Genomic DNA, 18256 nt, shown 5'->3' with positions numbered 1-18256 from the left:
TGAAACTTCGTTGCTATATTTCTTGTAAGGAGTGGTGAATTTGGGAAGCTATTTACAAATAGGTTTACTTACTGTAGCAAATATACCCAAACAGGTGAACAATCATCAGGTGAATGTAGAAGATATTCAGCAACATTTCTTCAAAGCATATATGTTAAATCCTTTGCTTTATACTATTACTGAAAATGAAGACATGTATTGTATTAAATTAAACATGAATGTATTACAAACTAATGTCCAAAAATTTCTTCAAAAACAGTTTTCCTTTATGGAATTGAACAAATATATACAAGAAGATTGGGAAACTTTGAAAATTGTGCTAAGCTCTCCTATAACTTCAGAAGAAATTCTAGCTTTAGCAAATGAAAAACGATTTGTATGTTTTCAGTTTGGAGATATTTACAGTCCCGTATGGATCAAACAAAATATTCTCCGGGTTCAAATGAAAATTCTCTGTTATCACATAGAAGGAAAAATACTAGCAGAAGAATTTATTGGAACGGCTCACTATTTAATGCGTTTAATTCGAATGTCTGATACAGTGAATCCGTTAGTTGATACGGTGATTGTTACTATTCAATAAACCAAGAAATGAGCTATACCATTAGATATAGTCTTTTTTAGTGTAGTTGCCAAGATTTCATGTTTTCTGTAATTTAGTTGCAGAGAACAATATAGGTTATCTATAACACGTCTCTTAGTAAATATGTCTGTACATACACACTATATTTAATTGCATCACTTTCTAATTTCTTTTCTCTGAAATCTGATATCGTAAAAAACAATATGACAGGTACTATATTCTGTTGCTTTTGATAAATCTTAGTAAGATATCCATAATAACGTAGTTTTTTCTCATTTTCTTTCATATGTTGGAGACGATCTATTTCTACAAAATGAGGAACACTATCTTTTGTGAAAAATGCATCTGGAATGATTGTTTTTTCTTCTCCTTGATATCGGAAGGTAATGACTTGCTCCGTTTTCCATTTTGGAAATCCAAGCCACATCCAACTTTCATTCCTTAATAATATGTGTTCCAATTGGTGTTTCTTTTTTCTTTCTTTTGCATCTATTCCTAAAAGAGCAAGCCCTTTTTTATTCAAATAATACACAAACTCACGATTGTGTGAAGTAACATGACAGTACTGTCTCAGATCCTTCAGGATACGATTTGCATTTCGTATACTCCCTAGACAATGTATGGCTTGCAATTGCCTTCTAGAAGCAAATTCTAGCTTACTTAAACTCGATAAAATCTCGATCTGTCTTGCTTTCTGTTTGAGCCTTTGGTGTTTCAATTCGCTTCACCACCTTGTATTGATTCAGCAACTTCCCCATGTACTGATTAGACAAATACGGAACTTGTATTTCTTCTACATGATCGGTTTTGAATAAGGCTCTTCCAGCAATCGAGGGAAGAGTTTCCAGTCCTCCTTCGTCTATGGCAACTTGAGAAGCAACTGTTGTAGGCAATCGAAAACCAATTTTCGCATCACTGTTCTGTTTAATTTGCCTAGGAAGTGTATCAGAAGTGGGATATTGTGTACAATATAATAATCTAAATCCCAACGCACCACCAATCCTCGCAATCTCTGATAACATTTCCTGACACATATACAACATATCCTTTTTTTGTTTTGGTAATCCTTGTGTAGGGCATAAATTCGCTGATTCATCTACAATAATAAAATACCGCTTTTTTATTGGGGTATCTACAATATTGGTGAAATACGATTCTTTCATTTGTACGACTCGTTCCACCATCTTTTCCCGAATTCTATTCAGCATATCGAATGCTTGCATGGGGTTCTCCGCCACTTCTTCTACCTGCAATAAATCTCTATAAGGACTAAATTCTAGACCTTCCTTCAAGTCGATAATATAAAATTTCACATTATGTGGTTGCTGTAAAATCAAACTCGTCATTACATTTTTCAAAAAAACAGTCTTCCCAAATCTCGTCATACCACTTACGCACATATGCGGTGTTTTTTCAAAGTCATGATAGATGTATTGATCTAATGCTCTTCCTATCAAAACTTTCCATGTATTGCCCTTTACTAATTCTAGAGACCAATCCCACTTTTCAGGAATACTCTCTTCAAACACACGAATAAGAAGGACACGTTGCTGAAAGGAAATACGAACTGGCTTATAGAGGCCTTCTTCTAACACTTCCGCTAATTTCTGTATCAATTGACTGGGTACACCTAATGGAAGCTCATAGACATAGGTTTTACTCATGCTATCTTCTGTTTGCTTGATAAACACAGGGTACTGATATTCTCCTTTATGTTGCACACATACTTTAGTAATTTCAAAAAATGCTTTGATTTTTTTCTTATCACTCAACTCTTTATTTTGATAAAAATAAGCGACAGTAAGAAAGGTTGCTGGAATAACTAACAACGACATCATATTCTCCAAACCTCCTTAGAGGTAGTTGAGGTTATCTGGCACACCACAAATCTCTCGTCTGTATGCAGCCACACAACTTCCTTCCACTACCAGATTCCCTTCTAGCGTAGAAACACATCTAGTATATCCATTAGAACGTACCAAACACTCCCAATCAGCAAGCATTTAAGACCCGCACGTAGCAACCAACCTGGAAGATAAAGACCTTTCTTTTTCAGCAATTTTATTCCTAAAACAGAAACTCCTGTGACACCATACACAACCCCTAATTCTCCAATGATTGTCATGTTAGCCCCATCCTTTCGGTTTAATAGACAGATTTCCTTGATTATCTTTGTACAGTTGATAATCATCGAGCAATTCATTCCAAGTTATTGGATGTTCGTCATCATTTAGGTATTCCTCAATTTTTTGGCTTAAATAATAGTAACCTCGGTATTGTCGATCTAAATACACTTCATGCCGAAGCATGTGCTCTTGTATAGCACAAATATCCTCTTCTTTCTTTGTCCTTTTGTACATTTGACGCAAAGTTTGTGAAGAATACAAATAAGGTGTACTATACAGCATTTGATATTGACTCATATGTTCTCACCATCCATATAAAATTCTAGATGCATTTAATACATATGATGGTGATTCGCTTTTTCGAATTTGTACCTTAAAAAAGTACAAAAATACGCCATTCCTATTTTAGAATGACGTTCATCAAGTATCATCTACCTCATACCCTAAACAGTTTAAATATTCAAGAACTTATATGATCATGTACGTTATTATTACTATCTTTAAGGTACCATAATACATTCGCATCGCTATAAGAATCTATATACAATCCAAGTCTTGCTCCTAGAGGTACAGTTACATATCCTGAATTTCTACACATTGTATATTCAAGATCTGAAGGTAATTTTACCTCTTCATAATCAATCATTGTTGCAGCAGCTGAAACTTGTTCATTGATTCCCACCAATAAAGTTGTCATGATTAAACCTAACAGTAGCTTTTTCATATCATTACTCCTTTCGAATTAGATACATGTAGTAGGGGACTATCACCATGCTATTCATTCGCCTTATTGAAAAATATGCCCTTCATTCTTCATTTAGATCTTATTGAGAAACATCATTCCAGGCGAAAAAATATGATAATAATTGCATTCGATATTCCAAGATAGGTTCATTATACTAGATATGGATAAAACATGAATTTCACCCGCATTTTAAACTATATATAGTTTGGAGGATGCTAATTTGATTTTTTCAAAACTCATTGACCGATACGCCCTATATGATTTACATAAAAAACGAAGTAAAGAATTTCAGTATTCTTCTCTTTCTAACACTTCACTAAATTTGAGGGACATAGATTCCTTTTATAAAGTAAAATCAGTTGATGTTCATTTCAACATCAAATATTCACAGAATAAAGAATAAAATGAAGGGTGATATTTGATATCATCCTTCATTTTATATTTTCGCAAAAATACAAACATTTAATAATAACACAGAAAATCTAAATTGGGGAGGGGTAAAAATATACCCCTCCCCTAAACCAATAATATCTTTTACTATGTAAATAATAACTTAATTCATTATCGAATTGGAGGTGTTCACGATGAAAAGAATACGTGAAAAGAGGATTGAAAAAGGCTGGACTCAACTAGATCTTGCAAAAAAATCAGGTGTTCCACAACCAACTATTTCACAAATTGAAAATGGTTGTCGAAAATATCTGACTTATACAAATATCAAGAGAATAGCTATTGCATTGAATATTAAAATAGCACAACTTACAGTCGAAAACGTTTAATTTTAGAATATTCAGAAAAAATTTGAAACATAAAGATTAACAATATTATTCTTTTGTTTATCTGTTATTATTTTATTAATAGAATATTCCCTTTATTTTACGGGGTGACGGGGGGAGAAATATATGAACGTTCAATTAAAAGGTAATGAACAACTTACCGAATTATTAAATCAGTGGTATTTGCAGATCCGTGCAAGGGACAGAGAAACATCTATACGTTCAAAAAAAGAGATTGAAAAGCATCTTGATAAACTAAAAAACAATCAAAGTTTACTTTTTTACTATTCACTTTTAAATTTCCGATACGGGTATTTAATTGATAATTTAAATGTCTCCAAAAATAGTTTTGATATCATTGAAACTTTTGAAACTCCACAAGAAGACTTCCTAGCATATTATTATCACTTTTTCAAAGCTATCCATTCCAAAGCAATTGGAAGTTATACCTTGGCTGAAGAGCATTATAATAAAGCCGAAGCTTTACTTTTTCATATTCCCGATGAACTTGAAAAAGCCGAATTCTACTATAATCTAGCAATATTTCATTACCATATTTACCAAGTACTTTTAGCGACAAAATATGTAACAATTGCAAAAGAGATTTTCTTAAAAAATAATGAATGCGAACTTAAAATAGCCTATTGTAACAACCTCCTAGGATTAGCTTGTACTCATTTAAAAGAATACAAATTAGCAGAAGAATATTTCATTTCAGCTATAGAACTATTCCGCAAATTTGGTAATGAGCGTGATATCTTAGTTAGTCGTCAAAACATAGGCTTGATGTATGCAGAACAAAAACAATCCAGTTTAGCTATTAGATATTTATCCGAGGTTAATGAGAAAATGCCAGAGAATTATAAAGCTCTATTCGTTGAAGCGAAACAACGAATGAATTTAAAAGAAACAGAAATTGCACTAGAGCTTATTGAAAAGGGAATGCAAATTTGTAATAGATTAGAACTTTCTGAATACCAACATCGTTTTAAGATTATGGAAAAAGTTTGCAAAAAATATTCGACCGAAAATTTAGAAAAAGAGATATTAGCAGGAATGGACTACTTTAAAAGCGAAAACCTATGGGAGTATGTACAAGAATACAGTGAAATATTAGCTGTTAGATTTCATACTGATGCAAATTTTGAAAAAGCCAGTACATATTTCTTTTTAAGTTATGAAGCAAAAGAGAAAATTTTCGAAAAGGAGGCTTTAAAATAAAATGAAAAAAATGAAGGTCATTTTAATAGGAGTTATGGCAATGGGGATTATGACTTTAGGCTTACACTCTCCTGTAACAGAAAATACACAACAGGTAAACTATACAACTGTAAGTTATGCAGATGGCAACACTGGCTGAAGATATTGTTAATAAAAGGTAAGTAGTATCATTATTAAATTCAATGATACTACTTACCTTTTCTCTTTCACCAAATCCTCATATTAAGCGAGAAAATATACTAAAAGACTTATCGTACATATAACACTTCCCACAACAATTAATAAACTAAAAATACCTAATAGTAAATAACCTAAAAAATAAAAGCCAATCGCCACAAAAGCTATAATTAATATGAGCCCTATTACTTGTAAAATTATAGTTTTCAATAAAAATAATACAAAAAATATCACTCCCCCAAAAACTGTATAATACCCCAAAGACTGCAAAAATTTTAACCACTGGTTATGTTTAGTGACTGACGATTCCATATAAATCCACCTCTTTTTATCAAAAATACAAAAATGGAGTACCTAAAAAATAAGCACTCCATGTTGTATTTATACGTATTGTTGTCTTTTTGCTTCTTTTGATTTTTCCCACTCGGATGTTATTTTGTTAATTTCCTTTAAATCTAATTTTTCAGCAGGGATTAAATCTATAACTGAACCTTTAAATATGCAATGTGTTTTATCATCTGTCTGTACATAAATCATATAAGGATCACGTCCATCAATAATTCCACTTAAGGTTTTCCCGTTTTGCAATATGAATTTACAGGGCATTTTACAATGATCTAAATATTGAAGTATAGCATCAAATTTTAAAAACATGTTTAATTCCTCCAAATTATATTTTATTTAAACAAGATTGTTACGATCTACACCACTAAATAAATTTCTTTTTGGTTGTTCTTGTTTCAATTCGGTTTTCGCTTCTTCTTTACTTGTATTTTCTGTTTCTACTGATTCATTTTTAGAAGAACCGACAGGTTGAACAAGAGTGTTTTCAGTATCCACATTGGGAACATTCATTACTGTATTACTTTTCAACAAGGTCTTCATGTGCTGAAAATCTCGATAAAATTCATCCTTCATTAACAAATCCCTGTGCATCGCTTGCTGTGCTACAAAGCTTTTTACATCCAATGTTCCGTATTGTTTAGTGAAAAACTGTACCAAAGTAATTAATGATTCGCCTATATTATCTTGATTTTCGTACCATTCCCAAAAATCTAGATCATTTACTTTTTTGAGTTTCCATCCATATTGTTCTGGCTTTCCTTTTGTTTTCATATCTTACCACCTACCTAAACTAACACTTCATTTGCTAGTACATCTAAGCCTTCAATATTCATATCAACAGCATATTCAGCTGGAATCCATAGTAATTCCAGTTTGTTTTTCTTACAGAATGAAACTAATTCCTTTTTCAAGTCATCCTCTAATGCGATTGATCCACCACCATAGATTGCAATTACTTCAGCTTCACTAGCCGTGTTGTTTTTGTATTTTTTACGGATATCACTTAAAATATTTTCAGCTTGCACAAAACGAGTCTCATAGAAAAATCCTTTGGCTTCTTTATGAAATTTATGCTCTACCTGTAATAAAAACTCAGCAAATTGTTGACGGGTGATTTCTCCGATTCCTGGTCTGTTATTTTGTAATAATTTTATAGCTTCTAACAAAGCATGACCAATCCCTCTACGTTCACCTGTACAAGAATCCGGAACTGGATTTAATCCATCTGTATAGATGTACTCCGTTGTACCATCGCCGATGTCACCATGAAGGATTTTCTTCTTCGAAAACACTTCAATAGTTAATAACTTTTGAATTTCTTCTTCACTATACCCTAACTCATTTTTACAAAACTCTACATATCTACTAAACATCTTGTGATCGCCATCAGCGATTGCACGGATCATTCTAAATAATGGCGGAATCCCTTCTCGTGTTACCGTTGCTTTTTCAAAATTAACTGTTACTGTCACCTTTTCTTCAGCAACATCTACAATTGCAATATGTGGCTTTTCTACAAATCTTTTTTCTAGCTCTCTAGCATGTTCTGGTTTCCATTCACTAGCCGGGATAGCTGTAGTTAGATTCACTTTTACATCAAGTGTTTTTGGTAAGTTTCTAGTTTCTCCAAATTCCTTCTGAATTGCCTTTGCAGCCACAATACTAACTAAATGAATAATAGGTAGATCATCTTCATGTTTTCCACCTTCTTCAATATCCATTGTTGTTGTATCCTTAGCAGAATTCATAGCGCGTTTTCCAACTAAAAATTGGCCACTACGTTTAATCGAAGAACTTGTAATATGTACATTTAATTCGTCTAGTAAATTTACAACACATTTTTCGATATCTGTTTCGTTTGGAGTAAGAGGTGCGAACAAACGTTTATATACACTAGGGACTTTCTGAACCTCTTCTTCAATTTTGAACTTAACTTTACTATTTCCAATATCTACTTTTAAGTTGAATACCATACTCATATTTATCTCTCCTTTTAACAACATTTATATAATTTTATGATAACTTTCTGGAATCTAAACAACTTTAAATTGATTACTTATTGGTATCTTAATGTTATTTTACCATGTTTTTCCGCAGAAAGCAACCGAATAACATTCATTTACATACAATTTAATAACTATTTGATACCTAACGGAAGGTTATGTGTGATTAAATGGTTATCAAAATGGTATCGTCCTGTAAAATGCACCCTAAAATAACTAAATGGCGGTTAGTTGGATTGCTTTTAAATAACAAAAAAATAACCATTAGGTGTAAAAATGGTCACTAACATCTTTAGATGAGGGAGGTTTTTATTATTCTTATTATAATCACATTACGGATTGCTTGAAATTTTGATACGTTGTATTGTAGTACAATACTTATCTATGAAATTGTTTCACAAGCGGGTATAAGTATTTTTATCACAAGGGTAGAACTTATCCAAACATATTCATTTAGTTCTAAAAGGTGCTCTGTGAAAAAGACTCTCATTTCGAATTTTTTTAAAAGATCATGTATCTAGAAAAAAACTGTTCTAAGCTCATAGATTGGCTTGTAACAGTTTTTTTGTGTTTTAGTAGGGAGAATACACTAATCTTGTGGAAAAACAAAAATAGAAGGTTTAGCGAATATTAGGGAAGATAAGTAGATTTGTTGAATTCAATTTTGAAATTTGGGTTCTAGAAAAAGAAAAAAATTAAACTTTAAATGAAGGTTAGAAATCCTATATTTTTTAATAACTTGTTTTAAAATAAAAAAACTAAAACCATTAAAAACATTAGAATGAAAAAAAGTGCCTTGACGCCTTTTATATCAAGAGATTGAGAAGATATTGCTTAGTAAATTTCAAAGTAAAATCTTTAGTAAAAACCTAGGTATCGAATTAATATTTCGAATATTCAGATGTTTAACGGTCTTTGATTTTATAAGGAAGATTAGGGAGTCGTGTCTGTTTTCGCTGAATTTAATAGATTAAGGGGATGGCGAAATATAAGGGAAATAGTATGTTTTTGAATCTAGCCCAAATACGTCTATACTAGATAATAGTTAGATTTTGTTAATGAGGAGGATTATATGGGGATTTCTGATGTAATTCAACAATTTGATGTTCTTGTAGGTGGAATACATAGGGCTAAACCAGAATTAGCTTTTAATAAATCAATGATAGTTTATGCACCTTTTGAAATGGATGTATCTTATATTTTAGTAGCAAAAGATTATGGCTTGCCAGTTTCCGTTATTAATGTATTAATTTATTATTATATACTTTTAAGTAGGGATAAAGTATCAACATTAGATGCTGCCTTTACTAAAATCGCTTGGGAATGGTCAAAGAATAATGTTGATACCGTAGATTATGCAATTAAGATGATTGAATATGAACATTCGAACTATGAAACATATGTAATTAACTCTCAAAGGGATAAGCAAATTGCCAGTAAATTACGTAGGGCAGTTGCATCAGGCGTATCAGATCAAGAATTAGGGAAATATGCTAAATTACTTCTACAACAAAATGAAATTTAGAGTGAATAATTTTGTGAAATTACTAATTTAAGCACAACAAATAACCTTGCAACATCATGATTTTTTTGCAAGGTTATTTTAATGTAATTCCTAACGCTTTTGTGAAAATATCAAAATTGCCAATAAGATTGAATTTATTTTGTTTTACCTGTTTCTTTTGTTGGCGCTTTTGTTTATGTAAGTGATCTTTATATATGAGTTTATATGCATTTTCTACCCATGCAGCTATATGATCTATAGATGATGCTTGTACATTTAAACATTCTAAAGTTTCACAGAAAGCATCAAATTGTGTTTTATCCATAGATTTTGGCATTTTGATTGCGATTTTATAGCAATCTTCATCTGATACATGGGAATGATTTTTAAAACGAATTTTAGCGTATTCATATACCTGTTTTTGATCTGAACTTGTGTATTCTTCTAAGATTTCTGATGTTTCAGGGTTTGTATTTAAATCGAAATGGCAAATACCTTGTGAACGTTTTTCTGGTTTTTCCTCTTTAGATTCTTCAGTTTGCTCTTTTTTGAATATCTTTTCTTGGAATAGCTTTGAAAAAGTAGCTGTCACTTCGATTGCTAAAGCCCATTTATTTCTAAAGTAGCTTATGATGTCCATATAATTTGAATGGATCGCTAAAATATAGATGGAAGGTGCTTTTTTCCCACTTCTACGAGTTTTTATTTGCTGGCACACACCGATTTCTTCTAGCCAAGCAATCATTTCATTAATAAGTGGTTTAGAAATTCCGGATTTTTTACTAATATAGTCTTGTCTTACTTGGGAATATCCTTCTTGTACTAGGAAAGATAACACTGTTTCAAGTGCTTGATATCTACGATTTGAATCAAGAAATTCTTTAGTGGTAAAACCTTCATGTTCTAATACGATATTATCAATCTCTTTGATAACTTTTTTGATTGCTTTATTAATAGAACCAGGCTTTTTGGATAAATGATTAAGTCGAGGACTTAGTTCTGATTTGGCTTTGCTTAGTAAAAAATTTTTTATTAACACGAAAAAACCTCCTAATTTTTACCACCGCAAATAAACAGAAAAACGCTGGAAAAGTAGAGGTTTTTATTCACATTATAATTTTTACATGCTATAATGGTTACGTAGCAAGTATAATTATAAAAGATAAACCCCCTACTTTAATCGAGTTTTTAATTGGTTCACCGGCCAAAGTGAGATGCCAATTAAAAATGTGTGCGGTAGGGTTTATTTTTTGTTTTTTTTACTATATTGTAGTTGTTTTTATGTATATGTTCTATTGTATAACTATTATTGAAGGATATCAATAATAGTTATGGTTTTATTTAAATTAAATACCATATAAATTTAAAAAATCTCTAGTTATTACTAGAGATTTTTTATTTGATATTTAATGTATTTTGAGAATGTTTTAAAATCAGTTAATAATTTCTCTTGTTTATACTCTAAGAATTCTAAGTATTCTTTTAAATCACCATCTATAGAATCTTTTTTTGTTATAGGTAAATTATTTATTTCTTGTTTTAATTCTTGAATTAAGGATTGTAAAGATGAATTAATATTGTTATCTATGTTGATAACATGTTCTGTGTAGTTTGGATGTGTTGGTTCAGCGTGTTTTAAAGTATGTTGTTCAAATTGTAATTCTTCTGTTTTTCCAAGTAAATAATCTGTACTTACCTCTAATGCTGTAGCAGTAAAAACCAGAATATTATATGGAGGTTCTGAACCTTTATTCTCCCAGTTAGATATAGTTGTTTGTGGTAAGGGAGATCCAGATAATTTACTAACTTCTTCTCCCAATTGTTTCATACTCCATCCGCGATCTAAGCGTAAAGTTTTTACACGGGCACCAAAAATACTCATATTTCAATTCCTTTCTAATTAATATCTTGTAAAGATATAGTCCAATGTAGTTACCTTTAACTACATTGGATTTATTTTTTAAAAAAATACTAATAAATAGTTGATTTCACTTTTTAAGTGATGTATAATGTAGTTAAATCGAAAGAAAGGAGGTTGAATTAACTATGTTGTACCGAGAAAGGGTGAATAAATCGCTTTCTTTAGAAAACCTTTCCCAAAAGCTACACATTAAACCCCAAGTATTACACGCTATTGAAAAAGGGAAATCTGGAGTGAATGCAGAACGAGCAGAAAAGATCTCTGCTATTTTCAATCAACCTGTAGAATACTTTTTTATACCAACTTATTATAGGGTTCGAGAATAATTTAAAAAGAGTTACTTTGTTTTAATAAAGATACAAAGTAACTATATAAAATTAATTATAGTAAAAAAAATTAACAATTCAAATGGAAATACTGATCTTTGACAATTAAATGCACATTAAGGAGCTATTACGATGCCAAAGCCATTTTATCTAAAGTCGTTTGCTGTTTTCATGAGCGTATGTATGTTGATAATGAGCTTTTTCTTGCCCATTCGACCTGCAAGCGCAGAAGTAATGAATCATCAGAAATATCAAATGGACTGGAGTTACAGCAATACCCTTGGCAAACCAATTCGAACAGAGTTGATTATGACTGCCAATAACGTCATTGCGTACTGTATGTCGTTAGGCCTCAAAAGTCCATCAGGGGATGATCTACCAGAGAATGGGAAGACGGATGATGTGGTGTACCGTGTCTTGTTAAACGGATATCCACAAAAAACGCCTGAACAGTTAGGCTTATCAACTTGGGAGGAATCGCATTATGCCACACAGTTAGCAGTATGGAATGCCCAGGGGTCATTAGACGTGAATGAGCTGACTCATACGAATAAGAACGTTGAGAGAGCAGCTAAAGCGATTATTCAAGCAGCGAATGCATCTCAAGAAACACAAGATATGTATATGAATGTTGTTCCAGTCGAAAAACAAAAGGCTGAATTAGTCGGAGAATACTTCCAAACGAACCTATACACGGTAGAAACGAATGCGAAAGGTTCCTTCCATGTTCAAACAAACAATGCACCAAACGGTGTGAAAATTGTAAATGAAAATGGGGAAGCCAAAGATTCGTTCTCTGTTGGGGAAAAGTTTCGCCTATTAATTCCAAAAAACAACAAAACTGGAGAATTTTCACTTAAGGTGATTTCAAATTTAAGTAAGCTTCAAGCGGTTGCATTCAAAGGAACAGACGTTATCCAAGATGCAACTGTCGTGTTAGAACGTAGTGAAGAAAAAGTATCCGCTGATTTCATGGTGAATTGGGAATCCAAAGGCTCTCTACTTGTTAAGAAGATAGGAGAACAGGGTGAACCATTAGCTGGGGCGGTTTTTGATGTATTTAATGATGCTGGTGAGAAAGTGACTTCAATCACAACAGGAAATGATGGCGTTGCTCGCTTAAACGATTTACCGAGCGGACATACATACAAAGTAAAAGAAGTCAAAGCACCAGAAGGATACGTACTATCTGGTGAAGAGAAAGCGGTAGAAGTTCAAACAGCTTCAGAAGCAACGGTTTCTGTTACGAACAAAAAAATTCGTGGCAATCTTTCTGTTTTGAAAACAGATGAAGAGAAAAAGCCTCTACAGGGTGTAGAGTTTACTGTTTTTGATGGTAAAAAAGAAGTAGCAAAGGCTGTTACAGATCAAGCTGGTAAAGTAACATTCGAAAACTTACCATACAGCACTTCCTATTTCGTACAAGAAACAAAGGCACCACAAGGATTTGTTTCTGATGATACAAAATACCCTTTCCAAATCACTGAGAACGGGAAGACTGTATCGAAGCATATCATAAATAAACTGATTCTTGGGAAGATTTCGATTAGTAAGGTGGATGACGGAAAGAAACCAATGAAAGATGTTTCTTTCATCATTTACACTGCGAAAGGTGACAAAGAGGTTGCAAAAATCAAGACAAACAAAGATGGAATTGCAACGAGTGACGCATTGAAATATGGCGACTACTACTTCAAAGAAGCAACGCCAGAAGGCTATGTGAAAAATGATAAAAAATATCCGTTTTCTATTACAGAGAATGGAAAAACGCTTCAGTTTGATGTTATGAACCGTCTCATTAAAGCGGATGTTCTGATCAAAAAGCAAGATGAAAATGGTACGCCGATTGAAGGTGTCGAGTTTACATTGTATGACCGTAACGATAAGGAAATCAAGAAAGTCTTGACTGGGAAAGATGGCACGGCACACATTGAGAATTTAGAGTATGGCACATACTCTTTTAGAGAATCAAAAACGTTGCCACATCTTGTTTTGAACGATGCTAAGCACATCATCAAGATTCAGGAAAACGGTAAGAAATATGAGTATCTTGTAACAAACAAGATTGCAAAAGCGAACGTTCGTCTTGTGAAAGTAGATGAAGAGGACAAAAATAAGAAACTTGCACATGCTGTATATGAATTACAAGATGGATTAGGCAAGCTAGTAGGCGAGTACACAACGAATGAAAATGGTGAAATTGTAGTAGAAAATCTTCCATTTGGAGACGGCTACAAGTTCATTGAGAAACAAGCACCTGCTGGTTATGTACTGAGTACAAAAGAAATTCCTTTCTCTGTGAAAAAAGATGGAGAAACGATTTCTCTTGAAGCAACAAACAAGAAAATCTACGGCTCACTCTACATCACGAAAGTGGATGTAGCTGACGGAAAGCTTCTTCCGAATGCGAAGTTTGAAATCTATCAAAATGAGAAAGTTGTCGTTTCAGGTGTGACAGACAGCAAGGGACTAGCGAAATTTGAGAGATTACCTGCTGGGAAGTATACGTACCGAGAAGTGGAAGCACCGAACGGATATAAAATCAATGAAACAATTTTTGAGTTTGAAATTAAAACAGATGGTGAGATTTTGAGACATAAGGTGGAAGACGAGAAAGTCCAAACACCAGAGCAACCAGTAAAACCCCAGCCATCTACACCAGAAAAGCCAACACCGGTGAAGGTACAACAAGTAACACAGGAACAACAAAAAGCATCACAGAAAGTGGAAGGGAAGCTCCCAGAGACTGGTGGTAAGGATACATCTTACTTGCAGTGGATTGGGTTAGGTTTAGTTGCGGCAAGCCTTCTAGGGGCTGTCTATGCACTTAAAACACGTAAGAACACGAAGTGATGAAAAATAGATAAAGGAAGAGGAGAAGATAGCATGTACAAATTAGAACAGCATTCAGTGCATTTTAGTGAAAAGGAAGATGATCCATTCGCTTTCTTTCGAGGATGTATATATGCGTCATTATTTGCTTTCCCCATTTGGGGGCTACTCCTTTTCTTTTGTCTCACATGAAAAATGACATCTTCAGAGTGATACTCTTATTTGCTTCCCGTACTCAATCATTCTCACTGTAATGAGGTTATTACAAGACTATCAAAATACAAGGAGGAACTTGGTATGAAGAAAATAAGTGCTGTAGAGGATGGAATGTATATTGGGAGAGCATCTACTCCTATATATCTTCCAATCCTAAAAGAGTTAGATGGATATGAACAAAACAATACTGTGACAATTGATATAAGAAAGGTTAAGGCTGGAAAGTGGAATCCACTAGAAGTGTTTGCTAGGGCGCATGCGGAGAAGATGGTAAAAGAGAGCTCGTTTTATCAATTAAATTCTCCAATCTTTTGGGAAGATGCAGTTGTAGATTTCATCACAGGAAGCATGTTGTATCTCAATATTTTGCCCAGGGACGAGGAACAGGAAGTGACACCTGCTGACTTACAGATTTTTTTACAAGAATTAGAAAGAAACCCTTATGTTCTTTCTCACATTATGGGAGTTTTAAATCAAAATCATCCAGCCTATCAGTTGCTGAAGTGTTCTGAAGAAGATATTTCAGAATACGCAACAATTAGCCTTGCTTGTAGCGTCGTACATGAGTATTACGAGCGGACAGAAGAAAGGCGAGAATGTGTCTAAACTAGCTCCTATGTGTGTATTTAGTTGACTTGAAAATGAATTTATTGCTTTTTTATCTCAGGAAGGGGAATATGCATGTCTATGAAACTTATGGAAGCGAACGCTATGGAATTTCAAAACATGAAAATAAAACCAGCTAATTACCTGATTGAAAAAATCGCTGAAAGCCAATACCTTATTCATCGAGAACTTGCAGAACATGAAACAGAGGTATTTCAGGAAGAAAAATTATTTGAATACGAAGGGAAGAGTTTTTTGCCAGAAATCCAATCGTGTTCTTCTGAGGCACAAGCAGAATTAGCAGTACAGTCCTATTGGCAAGGTATTAAGCAATTAAATGAACCAGCAATTTTACAATATGAAATTCCAGATGTATACACGCAAGCAGTATCAATAGCAAAGAAGGTAATTCCAAGGAGCCAAACAAAAGATCCATTTTGGGAAGATTCCGCACGAGATTTGTTGGTCGGAATTTTACTATATGATACTCCTCCAACAAAAGAGTTAATTTGTGTCGAGCTAGCAAATGTCTTTTCATTCATTGATACAGCAATGGAAAATGAAGATTTTTTACAACACCTTGCGGAGGAAATAGGGTCGGAACATCCATCTTATTACAGTTTCATCACAACATCCAGATCGCGAGCAACTAGAGTTGGGATTGTGAGTACATTAAGAAGTGCAATTCATCAAATGAATTTCCAGAATAGGTAGACAAATCAAAAACATCTTACCTTGCAAAGGAGACGATAGACATGGGAAAAGAGCAAAGACTTGCATTCTATGATATATCGTCGTCACGTGCACAAAGTGTCAAAACATTCGATGGCAAAGTGTATCAGCTAAAAGGAGCGGTAGCGGTAGAAGATACGACAGGAAACATTGAGAGGGTCGCAGAGATCTATTACCGTGTCCGTTCAGTCAGGGATGAAAAGCAAAAAATAATTGCCAAGAGAAGAAACCAGAATGATGAATTGACAACCGTGCGCCAACGGCGGAAATAAAACGATTTTTGAGAACAAACAAGCGATTTTGGAGTGTGCTGAGATAGATAGCTTTATCCGATGATAATGGAAAAACCAACAATTTCGTAACTATTTTTATAGACGTTCAAAACGAAAGTTTTTCCTTATCAAAGCACAATTGCCCTTTGAAAACTTCACATGCGTGCCCCCTTTCGAAACGGTCACTAGAAGGGTTTGGGTATACGATTGATTCATTGTTCGGTGTGTGCGTACGTAAAACACACCTGTGACCACGGGAAAGATACGGTGTATCCATTATCTGTAGGAGTAAGTAATCGTGAGGAATATCCCAGTGTGACATTCTAAAGAAGCGATGAAAATGAAAAACAGTAGATACACAAGGTTCTACGTACATGCCAAAACGTTGTGCAGTATTGGGCTTATCAGAGGCGAGTCGGGATTGTTTCTGATATGCATGCCAATATAGGGTTTACCATATCAGCCATAAATGGTAATTAATCGATATTTTCCCAATATTCTTGCTATAATAATAACCAGATGTGGAGAAACGATCTGAACTCTCAGTAGACTCCAAAATCGCTTGTTTAATACTAATAGGGAGGTCAAATTATGACTCAAAAATCAAAAATCATTGCCGTTATTGTTGCATTGGTTGCAATCTTAGGGATTGGTTCCACACTGGTATTTTCTAATAGTAAAGATAGTGTCAAAGGAAGAGGGGAATTTATTAAAGTAAAGCATCAAGATGTAGTAAACATTAAGAAAAATAAAGAAACAAAATTTGTGTATTCTTATGGAAAAGAAGTAGAAAAACGTGAACAAGATAGACTTAAATTATATGAAACACAAATGAAGGATGTTATGGAAGATTTAGGAGTAAATATTAATGCATACGAACGATTAGTATGGGGTTACAGTAATGAGGCAACAGTTATGGTAGATGTAAATACTGACGAGAAAATTGAGGGAGTTGCACTACAAGCTACAAAAATGTTTCAGGGTGGGAATTCAATTAAGTTTTTTTATAAAGGAAACGAAGTAGGAGAAATTAAATTTGATCAATCTGATACAACTAATAAGGGACTTCAATCTTTTCAAAAAGAATTTGAAGATTTTGTTAAGGACATGAAGAAGAATTATGATATTTAAATAGAATTGAAAGGCGGTGTGATAAATTGCCTATTCCAACTGTTACACAACGTGATTTAAAGAAATCGCGAGATTTGGTAGAAAAGTTACTGAAGGTCAAAGGAGAAAGTTATCAAAATTGGCTACACGCACAACATCAACAGTTCATTGAAGGAAATCAAGAATTAATCTTAGAAGCACTCACTCTATTTGTAGGAGAAGAAAAAGGTCAAGGTAGGGCACCTGAATGTTCGATAGATCCTTCTCAATCAAGTGAAGTTGTATAACTTAAATATAAGGAGAGTGTAGGGTATGTTTAAATTAAATAACTTAATTTTAGGTGCCGGGGATGGCATGTCTAGTTTAGTTAGCACAGGTGAAGCAGTTTTAACCTGGGCACAACGTTTAGGACTCATTAGTGCGGCAATCGCATTTTGTATCGGTGGTTACTACCTTATCTGGGGTGGAGAAAGAGGGAGGCACCAGAGTAAAGGTTGGTTTATTGGAGCCGCTATAGGATTGGTTGTTGTAATGGGTGCAAAGGGATTAGCAGAAGGCATTAATAGTAATATTAAGTTTGGATCCATTTTATTCTTTTGGATGTGAAGATACAACAAAATACGTTTTGAAAAAGGAGCTATGCAATTGTATAGCTTCTTTTTATATGCCAATGTAGAGCGTTAGAAAGGGGAGGAGGACACAATTTATGTTAGAAGTCATGTTTACCAAAAGTACAATACCAGAGATTAAAAGTTTTCAGA

24 protein-coding genes and 1 pseudogene are annotated in these 18256 nt (G+C 33.6%); 14 read left to right on the top strand and 11 right to left on the bottom strand.

The annotated features are described in order from the left end of the window. The first annotated feature begins 40 nt into the window (after nucleotides 1-40). The gene (locus tag C564_RS0126535) at nucleotides 41-583 is read left to right on the top strand and encodes a hypothetical protein (protein ID WP_018767450.1); all 543 of its coding nucleotides are present in this window, start codon (nucleotides 41-43) and stop codon (nucleotides 581-583) included. Between the two features lie 100 nt (nucleotides 584-683). Here C564_RS0126535 and C564_RS0126530 read toward each other — a convergent pair whose 3' ends face one another. From C564_RS0126530 to C564_RS0126510, 5 genes are all read right to left on the bottom strand, one after another. Beyond that, on the bottom strand, nucleotides 684-1301 hold the full coding sequence (locus C564_RS0126530; protein ID WP_018767449.1) for a replication-relaxation family protein: 618 nt from the start codon (nucleotides 1299-1301) through the stop codon (nucleotides 684-686). Further along, nucleotides 1240-2421, bottom strand: coding sequence for an FtsK/SpoIIIE domain-containing protein (locus tag C564_RS0126525; protein ID WP_018767448.1), 1182 nt, complete (start codon nucleotides 2419-2421; stop codon nucleotides 1240-1242). Before C564_RS0126525 ends, C564_RS0126530 begins: the two co-directional genes overlap by 62 nt. Before the next feature lie 101 nt (nucleotides 2422-2522). Continuing rightward, nucleotides 2523-2708: a hypothetical protein gene (locus tag C564_RS0126520; RefSeq protein ID WP_018767447.1), complete on the bottom strand. Its 186-nt coding sequence runs from the start codon at nucleotides 2706-2708 to the stop codon at nucleotides 2523-2525. 1 nt (nucleotide 2709) lies between these two features. After that, complete coding sequence (locus tag C564_RS0126515) at nucleotides 2710-3006, bottom strand: hypothetical protein (protein WP_018767446.1); 297 nt, start codon at nucleotides 3004-3006, stop codon at nucleotides 2710-2712. Nucleotides 3007-3169: 163 nt separating this feature from the next. After that, nucleotides 3170-3433, bottom strand: coding sequence for a hypothetical protein (locus C564_RS0126510; RefSeq protein ID WP_018767445.1), 264 nt, complete (start codon nucleotides 3431-3433; stop codon nucleotides 3170-3172). Nucleotides 3434-3659: 226 nt separating this feature from the next. Between C564_RS0126510 and C564_RS37780 the strand changes: the two are divergent. The 4 genes and pseudogenes from C564_RS37780 to C564_RS36400 form a co-directional block, all read left to right on the top strand. Further along, a pseudogene (locus C564_RS37780) lies at nucleotides 3660-3854 on the top strand (alpha/beta hydrolase); the annotation flags it as partial. A gap of 184 nt (nucleotides 3855-4038) precedes the next feature. Next, the gene (locus C564_RS0126505; protein WP_018767444.1) at nucleotides 4039-4233 is read left to right on the top strand and encodes a helix-turn-helix domain-containing protein; all 195 of its coding nucleotides are present in this window, start codon (nucleotides 4039-4041) and stop codon (nucleotides 4231-4233) included. Nucleotides 4234-4356: 123 nt separating this feature from the next. Continuing rightward, nucleotides 4357-5451, top strand: coding sequence for a response regulator aspartate phosphatase (locus tag C564_RS0126500; protein ID WP_018767443.1), 1095 nt, complete (start codon nucleotides 4357-4359; stop codon nucleotides 5449-5451). Between the two features lies 1 nt (nucleotide 5452). Continuing rightward, the gene (locus C564_RS36400; RefSeq protein WP_018767442.1) at nucleotides 5453-5590 is read left to right on the top strand and encodes a hypothetical protein; all 138 of its coding nucleotides are present in this window, start codon (nucleotides 5453-5455) and stop codon (nucleotides 5588-5590) included. Between the two features lie 83 nt (nucleotides 5591-5673). On the opposite strand, the gene C564_RS0126490 is transcribed toward C564_RS36400, so the two are convergent. The 4 genes from C564_RS0126490 to C564_RS0126475 all read right to left on the bottom strand — a co-directional run bounded on the left by C564_RS0126490 (nucleotide 5674) and on the right by C564_RS0126475 (nucleotide 7952). Further along, nucleotides 5674-5940 (bottom strand): hypothetical protein, encoded by a 267-nt coding sequence (locus C564_RS0126490; RefSeq protein WP_018767441.1) that lies wholly within the window; start codon nucleotides 5938-5940, stop codon nucleotides 5674-5676. A gap of 69 nt (nucleotides 5941-6009) precedes the next feature. Continuing rightward, nucleotides 6010-6282, bottom strand: a complete 273-nt coding sequence (locus tag C564_RS0126485; RefSeq protein ID WP_018767440.1) for an RNA chaperone Hfq — start codon at nucleotides 6280-6282, stop codon at nucleotides 6010-6012. 27 nt (nucleotides 6283-6309) lie between these two features. Then, nucleotides 6310-6744: a hypothetical protein gene (locus tag C564_RS0126480; RefSeq protein ID WP_018767439.1), complete on the bottom strand. Its 435-nt coding sequence runs from the start codon at nucleotides 6742-6744 to the stop codon at nucleotides 6310-6312. A 14-nt stretch (nucleotides 6745-6758) separates the two neighbouring features. Further along, entirely contained in the window at nucleotides 6759-7952 is a 1194-nt protein-coding gene (locus tag C564_RS0126475) for a ParM/StbA family protein (RefSeq protein ID WP_018767438.1), read from the bottom strand. A gap of 1096 nt (nucleotides 7953-9048) precedes the next feature. Between C564_RS0126475 and C564_RS0126470 the strand changes: the two genes are divergently transcribed. Continuing rightward, nucleotides 9049-9501, top strand: a complete 453-nt coding sequence (locus C564_RS0126470; RefSeq protein WP_018767437.1) for a DnaD domain protein — start codon at nucleotides 9049-9051, stop codon at nucleotides 9499-9501. A 73-nt stretch (nucleotides 9502-9574) separates the two neighbouring features. On the opposite strand, the gene C564_RS0126465 is transcribed toward C564_RS0126470, so the two are convergent. Next, on the bottom strand, nucleotides 9575-10519 hold the full coding sequence (locus C564_RS0126465; protein WP_018767436.1) for a hypothetical protein: 945 nt from the start codon (nucleotides 10517-10519) through the stop codon (nucleotides 9575-9577). 345 nt (nucleotides 10520-10864) lie between these two features. Continuing rightward, nucleotides 10865-11362 (bottom strand): helix-turn-helix domain-containing protein, encoded by a 498-nt coding sequence (locus C564_RS0126460; protein ID WP_018767435.1) that lies wholly within the window; start codon nucleotides 11360-11362, stop codon nucleotides 10865-10867. A gap of 164 nt (nucleotides 11363-11526) precedes the next feature. Here C564_RS0126460 and C564_RS0126455 point away from each other — a divergent pair, with 164 nt between their 5' ends. The 8 genes from C564_RS0126455 (at nucleotide 11527) to C564_RS0126415 (ending at nucleotide 18101) form a co-directional block, all read left to right on the top strand. Then, nucleotides 11527-11727 (top strand): helix-turn-helix transcriptional regulator, encoded by a 201-nt coding sequence (locus C564_RS0126455; RefSeq protein ID WP_018767434.1) that lies wholly within the window; start codon nucleotides 11527-11529, stop codon nucleotides 11725-11727. Between the two features lie 132 nt (nucleotides 11728-11859). Beyond that, on the top strand, nucleotides 11860-14580 hold the full coding sequence (locus C564_RS0126450) for a SpaA isopeptide-forming pilin-related protein (protein WP_018767433.1): 2721 nt from the start codon (nucleotides 11860-11862) through the stop codon (nucleotides 14578-14580). Nucleotides 14581-14856: 276 nt separating this feature from the next. After that, complete coding sequence (locus tag C564_RS0126440; RefSeq protein WP_018767431.1) at nucleotides 14857-15381, top strand: hypothetical protein; 525 nt, start codon at nucleotides 14857-14859, stop codon at nucleotides 15379-15381. A gap of 75 nt (nucleotides 15382-15456) precedes the next feature. Then, nucleotides 15457-16095, top strand: coding sequence for a hypothetical protein (locus tag C564_RS38285; protein ID WP_018767430.1), 639 nt, complete (start codon nucleotides 15457-15459; stop codon nucleotides 16093-16095). A 41-nt stretch (nucleotides 16096-16136) separates the two neighbouring features. Continuing rightward, nucleotides 16137-16385 carry a hypothetical protein gene (locus C564_RS0126430; protein WP_018767429.1) on the top strand — a complete coding sequence of 83 codons (249 nt, stop codon included), beginning with the start codon at nucleotides 16137-16139 and terminating at the stop codon, nucleotides 16383-16385. Nucleotides 16386-16976: 591 nt separating this feature from the next. Beyond that, nucleotides 16977-17516, top strand: a complete 540-nt coding sequence (locus C564_RS0126425; RefSeq protein WP_018767428.1) for a hypothetical protein — start codon at nucleotides 16977-16979, stop codon at nucleotides 17514-17516. 26 nt (nucleotides 17517-17542) lie between these two features. Continuing rightward, nucleotides 17543-17782, top strand: coding sequence for a hypothetical protein (locus C564_RS0126420; protein ID WP_018767427.1), 240 nt, complete (start codon nucleotides 17543-17545; stop codon nucleotides 17780-17782). A gap of 25 nt (nucleotides 17783-17807) precedes the next feature. Next, nucleotides 17808-18101 (top strand): hypothetical protein, encoded by a 294-nt coding sequence (locus C564_RS0126415; RefSeq protein WP_018767426.1) that lies wholly within the window; start codon nucleotides 17808-17810, stop codon nucleotides 18099-18101. The last annotated feature ends 155 nt before the right edge of the window (nucleotides 18102-18256 follow it).

The sequence above is a fragment of the Bacillus sp. 105MF genome (assembly GCF_000374885.1).
Taxonomy (GTDB): Bacteria; Bacillota; Bacilli; order Bacillales; family Bacillaceae_G; genus Bacillus_A; species Bacillus_A pseudomycoides.
The sequence above is the reverse complement of the archived record's forward strand: the minus strand, read 5'-3'. Positions and strand labels throughout refer to the sequence as shown.